Raw genomic sequence first — 11962 nt, 5'->3', positions numbered from 1 at the left:
GAGATGTGAGATGTGAGATGTGAGATGTGAGATGTGAGATGTGAGATGTGAGATGATGTTGTAACCCTCGAACCTCAAAGCAAAGAGAGATTTTATGAAACGGATAACGCAATTGCTGGTCAGGGGTCAGCGCGGCTTCACGCTGATTGAAATCCTTGTCGTGGTGGTGATTCTCGGCATTCTTGCCGGGATTGTCGTGCCGCGGCTGCTCGACGAACCGGAGAAGGCCCGCCGCACCAAGGCCGCGGTGCAGATCAAGAGCCTGGAGGAGTCGGTATCGATGTTCAAGCTCGACAACGGCTTCTACCCGAGTACCGAACAGGGGTTGCAGGCGCTGGTGGAAAAACCGCAGACCGGGCGCATCCCGGCCCGCTGGCGCGAGGGCGGCTACATCAAGAAGCTGCCGGTCGATCCCTGGAGCAATCCCTACGTCTACCTCTCCCCCGGCATCCACGGCGACTTCGACATCATCTCCTATGGTCCCGACGGTGAACCGGGCGGAGAAGGGGACAACGCCGACATCAACAGCTGGGAGATTGAATAAAAACGGCGAGATGTGAGATGTGAGACGCAAATGCACTGGCATCCCGTCCCTGCACCACCGTTGAAGGAGCGAGGGATTTTCGTTCAGATCAAGGAAGACGAGCGAGCGCACGGAGGCGTAGCGACAGCTACGTCGCACAAGCGGCGAACGAGGCCTGACGCTGAGCTGAGCGAAAAGAACCGCTCCCACGCACTACCGTTGAAGGAGCGAGGAATTTTCGTCCAGATCAAGGAAGACGAGCGAGCGCGCGGAGGCGTAGCGGAAGCTACGTCGCACAAGCGGCGAACGAGACCTGACGCCGAGCGGGGCGAAAAGAACCGCTCCCAGCAGGGGTTTACGCTGATTGAGCTGGCCATCGTCGTCCTCCTGCTCGGCCTCTTCGCCGGTCTGAGCATGCCGATGCTGCTCAACTTTGGCCAGGATGACCTGCGCGCCTCAGCCCGACGACTTTCGGGGACGGTCAAGTATCTCTACAACGAGGCCGCCCTGACCGGCCTCGAACATCGGCTGGTTTTCAACCTCGCTGAAGGCAGCTATTATGGTCAGGTGATCGACCGCAAGGGCGAGATCAAGGAATTGACCGGCATCGGCGGCCGTCACAGTCTGGCCGGCAACGCCCGTTTCCGCGACATCTACCAGCCGCGCCGCGGTACCCGCAACAGCGGCGAGGTCACCACCGCCCTGCTCCCCGGCGGCTGGCTGGAAGAAACCGTCATCCATCTCGCCCTGCCTGATGGAGAAAACCTCACCCTGCGGCTGGTGCCGCTGACCGGAACGACGGAATTTTTCGACGGGTATCGGGAGTTGGGCGCAGGGCGCTAGGGGCTAGGTTCGAGGTTCGAGGTTCAAGGCTCAAGGCGCAAGGCTCAAGGTGCAAGGTGCAAGGTGCAAGGTGCAAGGCGCTAGACAGGCGGGGCAATGGGGACAGGCACCTGCGGAGCCAGTCCCCGCAACCAACGGAGAGGTAGTCTTCGGCAATATGGCACCACCGTTGAAGGAGCGAGGGATTTTCGTTCAGGACGCGCGCAGAGGCGTAGCGGCAGCTACGTCGCACAAGCGGCGAACGAGGCCTGACGCCGAGATGGGCGAAAAGAACCGCTCCCACGCACTACCGTTGAAGGAGCGAGGAGTTTTCGTTCAGATCAAGAAAGCCGAGGACGCGCGCGGAGGCGTAGCGACAGCTACGTCGCACAAGTCGCGCCCGCAGGCTGACGCCGAGCTGGGCGAAAAGAACCGCTCCCACGCAGCCGGGTTTACGTTGCTGGAGGTGATGATCGCCCTCGCCATCATCGGCGTCGCCCTGGTGGCCCTGCTCGGGCTGGCGCAGCGCAGCATCAGCACCAACCAGCGGCTGCAGCAGATCACCCGCGCCACGCTGCTGGCGCAGTCGAAGATGGCGGAGGTTGAAACCGGCATCGGCAACGACGGCAGTGATGGCGAAGGAACCTTCACCGAACCTGACGATGCCTTCAGCTGGACCGTACGCAGCAGCGAAACCCCGGTCGAAGGCGTACGCCAGGTGGAGGTGACGGTCTTTTGGGGGCGGGAAGAAAAAAACGAGTCGGTGCACCTGATTTCCTTCCTGCAGCGGGGAGGCGCCGGATGAAGCACCAGCGCGGCTTCACCCTGATTGAAATCCTGGTCGCGGTAACCGTCATCAGTCTGCTGTTGAGCACCATCTACGGGGTCTTCAGCACGATCAGTGAAGCCAAGCGGAAAGTCGAGGAGAAAGCCGCGGCGGTCCACCTCGGTCGGGTGCTCTTTTCCCGCATCGACCGCGAACTGCTGGGACTGTCGCTGTCGACCGATCCACGACAAACGGTTCTGGAAGGGGGTACGAATGACCGCGGCGAACCCTACCTGGCCATGCTCAGCAATGCCGGAGAGGGACCGCAGGAGGGACTGGCACGGATTCGCTACCGGCTGGTTGCCGGCGACGATACAGATCCGGACGCGGGCTTCTTTCGGGACAGCGGAGCGGCCTACCAGCCCGCCGACGAGATGATTTCCAGCCGCCTCAGCGGCATGGTCGAGGCGTTCAGTCTGCGTTTCAACGACGGCGGCGGCTGGCGGCAGAGCTGGGACTCGAACCGGGACGGCATTCCGAAACTGGTCGAGGTCAGCCTGCGATTAAAGCTGGGGGACGGCAGCCTGCCGCTGCATACCATCTTCCAGCCGCCACGGGGTGGAACACCGTGAAGGCCGTCGGTAACGAACGCGGCATGGTGCTGCTGCTGGTGCTGGTGGTGGTGGCGCTGCTGAGCGCCCTGCTGAGCGAGTTCGCCTTTTCGACCCTGGTCGATCTGCGGCTCACGGAAACCTTTCGCGACAACGTCCGGGCCGACTACCTGGCCCGCGGCGGACTGACCGTCGGCCGCATGCTGCTGCAGCAGGACCGCAACAGCTACGATGCCCCCGGCGCCCCCGAGGAACTCTGGTCCCAGGAGGTGACCAACTTCCCGGTGGCCGACGGCGCAGTCAGCATCAGCATCCACGATCTCGACGGCCGGCTCGACCTGAACCTCCTGATCGACGCGCAGGGCAACCCCAACGTGGTGATGCGCGGCCGCTTCGAACGGCTCTGCGACCTGCTCGGCCTCGAAGACCCGGCGGCGCTGTCGGCGGCGCTGATCGACTGGCTCGACGCCGATGACGACCCCGGGGAACTGGGCGCCGAAAGTGACTACTACCGGCAGCTGCAGCCCCCCTACCCGGCGGCCAACGGCGCCCTGACCGCGGTCGACGAGCTGGTTCGGGTACGCGGCTTCGACGCCGAGGCGGTCAACGCCCTGAAACCCTTTGTTACCGTCTGGGGCGGCGACAAGCTGAATATCAACTCGGCTCCGCGCGAGGTGCTGCTGGCATGGGATGAAGAGATGACCGAGGAACTGGCCGAAACGGTGCTGGCCGGCCGCAGCGACGCTCCCTACAAAAGCACGGACCAGTTACGTGACATCATGGGGGTCGAAGCCTTCAGCATCCTTAACCGCAACCTCGATCTGACAGTCACCAGCAGGATCTACCACATCGCCAGCCGAGGTGAAGTCGATTCCGGGATTCGTCGCCTGGAGGCGATTGTCAACAAGCAGGGCAACCAGTTGCTCTGGCAGAAAGTGGATTGACCATGCGACGCAAAATCATCGCCCTGGACACCAGCGTCACCCCCTGGCAGCTGGCCGTCGCCGGCAGCACCCGGGGTGGCGCGCGGCTTGACCAGCTCGCCGAGCTTGACCGTGACCCGCAGCGACCGCTCGATGAACAGTTGCGGGAAGCCCTGGGCTGTCCCCTTGATGCCGGTGACCGGCTGGCGGTCTGCCTGCCGGCGAGCAGCGCCCTGATCCGCTGGATCGATTTCCCCTTTCACGATGCCCGCAAAATCGCCGCCGCCACCCCCGCGGAACTGTCCCGTCAGCTGCCCTGTGAACTCGATGACTACCAGGTTCGCCAGGTTCGTCTCAATGCCGCCCCGGCCGCGAAGAACACCATTCTCGCCGCCGCGGTGCCGACCACCGCCATCGAACAGCTGCTGGACCAGTTCGATGACGATCGCGAGCCGCTCGGTTTTATCGGACTGGCGCCTTTCGCCTGGCACGACGGGCTGGCCGATCAGCTGAATGACGGACTGCTGGTCTGCGTCAGCGGGTCGGAAATCAGCCTGGCATTGAGCAGGGATGGAGTCCTGCAGGATCTGCGCGTCAGACCGCGCCTCGGCGATCAGCGCAGCATCGACCAGGTGGAGTTCATCCTCCGCCAGGGGCGCATCCTGCTCGGCAACTGTCCCGGACAGCGCAACGTCATGCTGCTCGGCGAAGATGGCGACGGCGAACTGGCCGCGGCGCTGCGGGGCGCCGGCATGGAGGTCGCGATCCCGCAGCTCGATTGTGCCGGCAGCCGGGTCCCGACCGCGCAGTTGCCCGCCGCCGCCCTGGCCCTGGGAATCGCCGGTCAGAAAAACGCCGGCCTCAATTTCCGCAGCGGTTCCTTCGCCCTGAAAAACGAGTGGCAGGCACTCAAGCGGCGGCTGCTGGGCGCTGCCGCGCTGCTGACAGCCACCCTGCTGCTGCTCGGCGCCGGCGCCGGGGTTCAGTATCAGCAGCGCAGCAATCGCCTCGCTCAACTCAAACAGGCGATGCGTCAACAATATCTGCAGACCTTCCCCGGGGAAAAGGCGATCGTCGATGTGCCGCTGCAGGTGCAGGCCAAGATCCGCGAACTGCAGAAGAAACAGTCCCGGCTGGGGACGGGCAACAGCAGCGCCCTGCAGGTACTGAAAGAAGTTTCAGCCCGCTGTCCGACAAAATTCAGAATCGACATCCGCGAATACAGCTACAGCCCCACCGGGTTGCGGCTCGGCGGATCGACCGACAGCTTTGACGCCGTCACCCAGATCGCCCGCAGCCTCAAGACGTCTCCCCTGTTCAGCGACGTCAAGATCAGCGACACCAAGCAGAAGTCGAGTGATGAACGGGTCGAGTTCCGCCTGCAACTCAGCTTCGCCGCCCCCGGAGGTGCCTCATGAGCCGTGAGCTGACCCCCAGGGAACGCTGGGTCCTGGCGATAGGCGGCGTGGTCGTGCTGCTGACCCTGATCACCTTCGGCATCGTCGTCCCCTACCACCACGCCTTGCAGCGGCTCGATACGCGCATCGCCTCCAGCCAGCGGCAGATGAATGAAATCGAATCGTTGCTGCAGCAATATCGTCAGCTCAAATCGGCCGCCGACCGCATCGAGCGACAGGCCGGAAAGGCTGGTGATTTCTCCCTGATTTCCTTTGTCGAAACCACCGCCGCCGGTATCGGCGCCCGCGACCGGCTCGTTTATCTGCGACCGCAACCGCTGACCGGCGACAACCCCTTGTTGCGCGAATCGGTGGAAGTCAAACTGGAACGGCTCGCCCTCGACCAGCTGGTCCGGCTGCTGTATGCCGTGGAGAATTCCAAGGGTACGCTGCAGACCGCCCAGTTGCGGATCAAGACCCGCTTCGATGATCCCAGCCGGCTCGACGTGGTTCTCACCCTGAACAGTTACGGCAGGAGCAGCTGATGGCCCGATTCACCCTGCCCCGCATCGGCACCGGCGACAAACGCCAGGTTCTGCTCTGTCTGCTCTGCGGTCTGCTGGCGGCATTGGTCGCCTTCTGGATCAACCTGCCGGTCAGCCCCCTGGCCGATCGGCTGGTCCAGTCCGCCGCGAAACAGGGGCTGCACCTGGTCATCGACCGGCCGGCGCTGGCCTTCCCCTTCGGCCTGCACGCCGCCGGGGTGGAGGTCAGGATCCCCAACCTGCCCCATCCGCCGATTCCGCTGCGCGGACTGACCCTGACCCCGGCCTGGACCAGCCTCTTCGGCAGCAACCCGGGTCTCGACCTGGAAACCGGCGTTATGTCCGGCAAGCTGTGGGCGACCGTCCACCGCAAGGGGGATATCACCCTGCGGCTCAAAGGCCTGCAATTGAGCGAATCACTCGGCCCGCGGCTGCCGCTGCAGGTGGTCGCGGTCATCGAAAGCGGGCAGTTCAACGGCCGGCTGCCGCTGGCGGGTCGAAACAGTTCCGAGCTTGAACTGACCCTGAACAGCGCCGCCCTGGTCGGATTGAAGACCTTCGGCGCCGCCGGGGACCGGCTCAATCTCGGCCGCATCAGGCTGAAAGCCGCCGGCCGCGGCGCCACCCTGAAAATCACCACCCTGGAGGCCTCCGGCGGCGATATCGAAGCGGCCGGCAGCGGCAGCCTGACCCTCGGCCGCACTCCGGCTTCAAGTCGCCTGAACCTGACCCTGCAGTTGAAACCCTCCGCGGGCCTTGATCCGGCCCTGCGCGACCTGCTCAACCTGCTCGGCAAACCGGGGCGCGACGGGCGCTACCGACTGCGCCTCAGCGGCCCGCTGAACGCACTCAGAACGAGGTAGACATGCGGTTAGCCTTTCTTATCACCACTCTGCTGTGGCTGCTGCCGACGCTCACCTGGGGTTTCGCCCTGCAGCCGCTGCAGACCCGCAACCTGTCACCGGCGGTTCTCGGATTCGGCCTCCCCGCCCTGGCCCCGGCCCGGGTTCTCGATTCCGGCAGCCTGCGGCTGCAGGCGACGGTTGACATCGTCAGTAACTTCACCGAAGGTGTCCGCAGCAACGAAGCATTGCGCTTCGACGGCGAAACCTACCGCCTGGAACTGACCGGTGTCTACGGCATCGGCGATGACTTCGAAATCGGCGTCGCCCTGCCCATGCTCAGCCACCGGGGCGGATCGCTCGACAGCTTCATCGAGAGTTGGCACGACTTCTTCGGACTGCCCCAGGGGGGCCGCGACCGGGCGCCTCGCAACCGCCTGGACTACAGCTACAGCCGTCTCGACGGCTCCGGTTTCCACCGTGACACCAGCAGCAGCGGCATCGGCGACCTCTCGCTGCAGGCGGCCTGGCAGTGCTGGCAGGACTCTCGGGCCGACCGCCGCCTGGCGTTGCGCGCCAGCCTGAAAATCCCGACCGGCGACAGCGACCAACTGCTCGGCAGCGGCAGCTGGGATCTCGCCCTCTGGCTGAGCGGCGAACAGCGCTGGACAACCGCCGGCGGCGAACTGCTGCTCTACGGCGGCAGCGGCGTCCTGTACGGCACCGACGGCGACCTGCTGCCCGATCAGCGCCGCAACCTGGCGGGAACCGTTTCCCTCGGCCTGGGGCTGCAGCCCTGGTCACGCTTCGGCCTGCAGCTGCAGTTCGACGGCCATACCCCCCTCTACGAGCAGAGCGACTTCAAGGAACTGGACCAGTTCGCTGGACAGCTGGCGATCGGCGGCAGTGTCGGCCTCGGCCCCGCCACCGTTCTCGAAGCCGCCGTGGTCGAGGACGTGGTGGTCGACACCGCTCCCGATGTCGTGTTCCACCTGGCTCTGCGACATCAGTTCTGAACCTTGATGGCGTCGCAAAAACTCATCAACTGCGACGTTGCTGCAATTGCCTCGCGGCTTTGACGTACGTAGGTACGCCTCATTGCCTGGTAATTGCGCGCCTTGCATCTGGCGCTTTTTGCTCAGCCGTTCATTCCGTTGTTTTTTGCAAAAGCATCAACCTTGACAAGCCCCTTGCGACTGATTACTTTCGCCCGGAACAAGTTCTCATCTGGAGGCGTCTCCCATGTCCGATTCTTTTGACCAGGATCCCCCCGTCGATCCGCAAGACGCATTGAACGACGACCAGCCCGAGGTCGACAACGATCAGGCGAAGCTGGAAAAACTGCTCGAGGAGGCCGGCAGCGGACTGATTCTCGCCAGCGAGGTGCTGCCCAACGGCCTGCCGCTGATCGCGTTGCGGCCGCGACCGGCCTTCCCGGGACTGCTGATCCCCCTCTCCATCTCCGGGGAAGAGGCGATCAAAACCGTCGACAGGGCTCTCAAGACTCCCTCGCAGGCCCTCGGGCTGGTGCTGGTGCAGGACCTGGAGGACGAAGATGTGCCGGCCAACCTGCACCAGGTCGGGGTCGCCGGCAAGATCGTCAAGGTCATCAATCGCGACAATGACAGCATCCAGTTCCTGATCAACTGCATGGAACGGTTCACCATCGAAGAGGCGGCCACCACCCCCGACGGCCTGTTCGCCCGGGTCAGCTATCACCCGACCCCCGAGCTTTCGGTCAACCAGGAGCTGAAGGCCTACTCGATGGCGATCATCACCACCCTCAAGGAGCTGGTGCAGATCAACCCCCTCTATTCGGAGGAGATCAAGCTCTTTCTCGGCCGCTCCAGCATGGACGACCCGGGACGGCTGGCCGATTTTTCCGCCAATCTGACCAGCGGCGACGGCCAGGAACTGCAGGAGATCCTCGCCGCCTTCGACGTCCGGCGCCGCATTGACCTGGTGCTGGTGCTGCTGAAAAAGGAGCTGGAAGTCTCGCGCCTGCAGACCCGCATCAGCAAGCAGATCGAGGAAAAGATCTCGGCCCAGCAGCGGGAGTTCTTCCTCAAGGAACAGCTCAAGGCGATCAAGCAGGAACTGGGCCTGGAAAAAGAAGGCAAAACCAGCGAAATCGAGAAATTCCAGCAGCGGCTGCAGAAACTGACCCTCAACGAGGAGGCCGAGCGGGCGGTTCAGGATGAGCTGGAAAAATTCTCTCTGCTCGAACCCTCGTCACCGGAATACAACGTCAGCCGCACCTACCTCGACTGGCTGACAATCCTCCCCTGGGGCCGTTTCAGCAAGGACCGCTACAGCCTGAAGCGGGCCCAAAAACAGCTCGACAAAGACCACTACGGGCTGGATGACGTCAAACAGCGGATTCTCGAATTCATCGCCGTCGGCAAAATGAAGGGCGACATCTCCGGCTCGATCCTCTGCCTGGTCGGCCCGCCCGGAGTCGGCAAGACCTCGATCGGCAAATCGATTGCCGCCGCCTTAGGGCGCGAATTTTTCCGTTTCTCCCTCGGCGGCATGCGTGACGAGGCGGAGATCAAGGGACACCGCCGCACCTATATCGGCGCCATGCCGGGCAAGTTCATCCAGGCGATGAAGAGCGCCGGCACCGCCAACCCGGTACTGATGCTCGACGAGATCGACAAGGTCGGCGCCAGTTTCCAGGGTGACCCCGCCTCGGCGCTGCTGGAAGTCCTCGATCCGGAGCAGAACAGCAGCTTCCGCGATCATTACCTCGATGTCCCCTTCGACCTGTCGAACGTACTGTTCATCGCCACCGCCAACCAGCTCGACACCATCCCGGCGCCGCTGCTCGACCGCATGGAACTGATCCGCCTGTCGGGCTACATCCTCGAAGAAAAGGTCGAGATCGCCCGCCGTTACCTGATCCCCAAGGCCCTGGAAGCGACCGGGCTGAAGCGTGGGCAGGTCAAAATCCCGAACCGCACCCTGCGCGCCATCATCGACGGCTACGCCCGTGAGGCCGGGGTGCGCAACCTCGAAAACCGCATTCGCAAGATCATGCGCAAGGCGGCGATGGCGTTTGCCGGCGGCGAAGAGGGACCGCTCAGCGTCGGAGTCCGTGACCTCGACGACTACCTCGGCAAGCCGCTCTTCTCCCCGGACGAGGTTTTCAAGGGAGTTCCCGGCGTGGTCACCGGCCTGGCCTGGACCAGCATGGGCGGAGCCACCCTGCAGATCGAGGCAACCGCGGTGAAGAGCCAGACCAAGGGGTTCAAGCAGACCGGCCAGCTCGGCAAGGTGATGGTCGAAAGTTCCGAGATCGCCTATTCCTACACCATGGGCCAGCTGGAACGCTTCGGCGCCGAGGAAGGCTGGTTCGACAAGCACTTCGTCCACCTCCACGTCCCGGCCGGCGCCACGCCCAAGGACGGGCCCTCGGCCGGCATCACCATGACCACCGCCCTGCTGTCGATGATCCTGGGCAAACCGGTCATCCCCGATCTCGCCATGACCGGCGAACTGACCCTGACCGGACAGGTGCTGCCGATCGGCGGGGTCAAGGAGAAGACCATCGCCGCCCGCCGTGTCGGCCTGAAAACCCTGATTTTCCCCGCCGCCAACCGCAACGATTACGAAGATCTGCCCGACTACCTGAAGGAAGGACTCACCGCTCACTTCGTCAGTGAGTACCCGGAGGTGTTCCGGATCGCCTTCGGCAGGGGGAGAAACAAGACCTGAAAAAAAAGGATGCCACCAAGACACCAAGGCCCCCAAGAAGACCACAGAAAAAATTTAATGCAGAGCCACAAAGAGGCAGAGCGAGAAAAAATCTTTGGAGTTTGAACTCCTCAAAAGAATCTTATGCCATTCTTCGTCCTCATTCCCTCTTCACGCCAAGGGAAAAGGTTTTCTTGGTGCTCTTGGTGTCTTGGTGGCCAATCCTTTGTCCGCCGAAAAAAGTTGCCTGAAAACCCGGTCGCGGTTTAGGATTCCGTTTTTCAACCCTGAATCCGTGAGTTCCTGTTGGATGGAGAGTGCAAGTGCTTGGTCTGAATGAGATTTCCAAAAATCTGAAGCGCACCCATAGGTTCGCTGGTGATTTTGGGGGAGCTCAGGCAGATCAATGACTTGTGCTCTCCGCCGACAAGGGGCTCACGGATTCAGGTCAACCCATACCCGCAATATCCGCCGCGAGTTGCCAAGGAGTTTTTTAGTGAGTGAAGCGATCGAAGAATTGATGTCCGCCGTCAGCGCGTTGTCGGCGGACGAGAAGAAGGAATTCATCCTCAGGGCCCTGCCGGAACTCGGCACCGAGGCGATCAAGGATCCCGGCTTTCTGCCCCGGCTGCTGCCGGTGATCCTCGGCCTGATTCGCGAAAGCGGCATCGATCTCGGACAACTGCTGCAACTGGCCAACATGCTCGGCGCCACCGCGCCGGGCAACGGACCGGAGTGAGGAGACAGCGATGAGAGTCTTAAGCGGCATCCAGCCGTCAGGATCACTGCACCTCGGCAACTATTTCGGCATGATGCAGAAAATGATCGCCTACCAGCGGCAGGAAGAACTTTTCTGCTTCATCGCCAACTACCATGCCCAGACCTCGCTCAGCGACGGCAAGGTTCTGGCCCGCGGCACCCTGGAGGCGGCGGCCAATTTCCTCGCCCTCGGCCTCGATCCGGAAAAGTCGGTCTTCTGGGTGCAGTCGGATGTCCCCGAAGTGCAGGAGCTGACCTGGCTGCTCTCCAACTTCACCCCGATGGGGCTGCTGGAGCGCTGCCACAGCTACAAGGACAAGGTCGCCCAAGGGATCAAGCCGAATCACGGCCTGTTCGCCTACCCGGTGCTGATGACCGCCGATATCCTGCTCTACCAGAGCGAGACGGTGCCGGTCGGCAAGGACCAGAAGCAGCACCTCGAGGTCGCCCGCGACATCGCCATCAAGTTCAATAACGAGTACGGCGATATCTTCACCATACCGGAGCCGGACATCGACGACAATGTCGCCACCATTCCCGGCCTCGACGGGCGCAAGATGAGCAAGAGCTACGGCAACACCATCGACCTGTTCCTCGACGACAAGCCGCTGCGCAAGCAGGTGATGCGCATCGTCACCGCGCCGATCGCGGTGGAGGAGCCGAAAGATCCGGATGCCTGCAATGTCTACAAGATCTACCGGCTGTTCCTGAACAAAGAGGAGGATGAGGCCCTGCGGGCCCGCTACGCGGCCGGCGGGCTCGGCTTCGGCGAGGTCAAGCAGGAACTGTTCGAGAAGATCCGCGACACCTTCGCTCCCTACACCGAACGGCGCAAAGAGCTGCTCGCCGACCCGGACGAGATCCGCAGAATCCTCGCCGCCGGCGCCGAACGCGCCCGCGCCTTCGCCTGGAAGACCCTGCGCAAGGTGCGGAAAAAAACCGGGTTGGTGTATTGATACAGGCTTAAGGCGCTAGGCGCTAGGCGCTAGGTTCAAGGTTCAAGGGGGGACTGGCTCCGCAGGTGCCTGTCCCCCTTCCGTCCCCTGGAAGCTGGAAACTGATAACTGTTCCCTGTTCC

12 protein-coding genes are annotated in these 11962 nt (G+C 63.0%); all 12 read left to right on the top strand.

Annotated features, from left to right (window positions below; genetic code table 11):
- Nucleotides 1–94: 94 nt before the first annotated feature.
- Nucleotides 95–544: a type II secretion system major pseudopilin GspG gene (gene gspG, locus B5V00_RS04495; protein WP_085009561.1), complete on the top strand. Its 450-nt coding sequence runs from the start codon at nucleotides 95–97 to the stop codon at nucleotides 542–544.
- Between the two features lie 198 nt (nucleotides 545–742).
- Nucleotides 743–1366 (top strand): pilus assembly FimT family protein, encoded by a 624-nt coding sequence (locus tag B5V00_RS04490; protein ID WP_172399621.1) that lies wholly within the window; start codon nucleotides 743–745, stop codon nucleotides 1364–1366.
- A gap of 259 nt (nucleotides 1367–1625) precedes the next feature.
- Nucleotides 1626–2150 carry a type II secretion system minor pseudopilin GspI gene (gene gspI, locus B5V00_RS04485; RefSeq protein WP_172399620.1) on the top strand — a complete coding sequence of 175 codons (525 nt, stop codon included), beginning with the start codon at nucleotides 1626–1628 and terminating at the stop codon, nucleotides 2148–2150.
- A complete protein-coding gene (locus tag B5V00_RS04480; protein WP_085009558.1) occupies nucleotides 2147–2743 on the top strand; it encodes a prepilin-type N-terminal cleavage/methylation domain-containing protein in 597 nt (198 codons plus the stop codon). The genes gspI and B5V00_RS04480 overlap by 4 nt, the downstream gene beginning before the upstream one ends.
- Nucleotides 2740–3666: a type II secretion system minor pseudopilin GspK gene (gene gspK, locus B5V00_RS04475; protein WP_085009557.1), complete on the top strand. Its 927-nt coding sequence runs from the start codon at nucleotides 2740–2742 to the stop codon at nucleotides 3664–3666. Before B5V00_RS04480 ends, gspK begins: the two co-directional genes overlap by 4 nt.
- Nucleotides 3667–3668: 2 nt before the next feature.
- On the top strand, nucleotides 3669–5063 hold the full coding sequence (gene gspL, locus B5V00_RS04470) for a type II secretion system protein GspL (protein ID WP_085009556.1): 1395 nt from the start codon (nucleotides 3669–3671) through the stop codon (nucleotides 5061–5063).
- Nucleotides 5060–5587, top strand: coding sequence for a type II secretion system protein GspM (gspM, locus tag B5V00_RS04465; protein WP_085009555.1), 528 nt, complete (start codon nucleotides 5060–5062; stop codon nucleotides 5585–5587). Before gspL ends, gspM begins: the two co-directional genes overlap by 4 nt.
- A complete protein-coding gene (gspN, locus tag B5V00_RS04460; protein ID WP_085009554.1) occupies nucleotides 5587–6450 on the top strand; it encodes a type II secretion system protein GspN in 864 nt (287 codons plus the stop codon). The genes gspM and gspN overlap by 1 nt, the downstream gene beginning before the upstream one ends.
- A gap of 2 nt (nucleotides 6451–6452) precedes the next feature.
- A complete protein-coding gene (locus B5V00_RS04455) occupies nucleotides 6453–7445 on the top strand; it encodes a DUF3187 family protein (RefSeq protein WP_085009553.1) in 993 nt (330 codons plus the stop codon).
- Between the two features lie 226 nt (nucleotides 7446–7671).
- Nucleotides 7672–10146, top strand: a complete 2475-nt coding sequence (gene lon, locus B5V00_RS04450) for an endopeptidase La (protein WP_085009552.1) — start codon at nucleotides 7672–7674, stop codon at nucleotides 10144–10146.
- A gap of 475 nt (nucleotides 10147–10621) precedes the next feature.
- A complete protein-coding gene (locus tag B5V00_RS04445) occupies nucleotides 10622–10864 on the top strand; it encodes a hypothetical protein (protein ID WP_245803905.1) in 243 nt (80 codons plus the stop codon).
- Nucleotides 10865–10874: 10 nt separating this feature from the next.
- Complete coding sequence (gene trpS, locus B5V00_RS04440; protein ID WP_085009551.1) at nucleotides 10875–11840, top strand: tryptophan--tRNA ligase; 966 nt, start codon at nucleotides 10875–10877, stop codon at nucleotides 11838–11840.
- Nucleotides 11841–11962 lie beyond the last annotated feature (122 nt).

The organism is Geothermobacter hydrogeniphilus, assembly GCF_002093115.1.
GTDB classification, from domain to species: domain Bacteria; phylum Desulfobacterota; class Desulfuromonadia; order Desulfuromonadales; family Geothermobacteraceae; genus Geothermobacter_A; species Geothermobacter_A hydrogeniphilus.
This window is presented reverse-complemented; position numbering and strand designations above follow the sequence as displayed.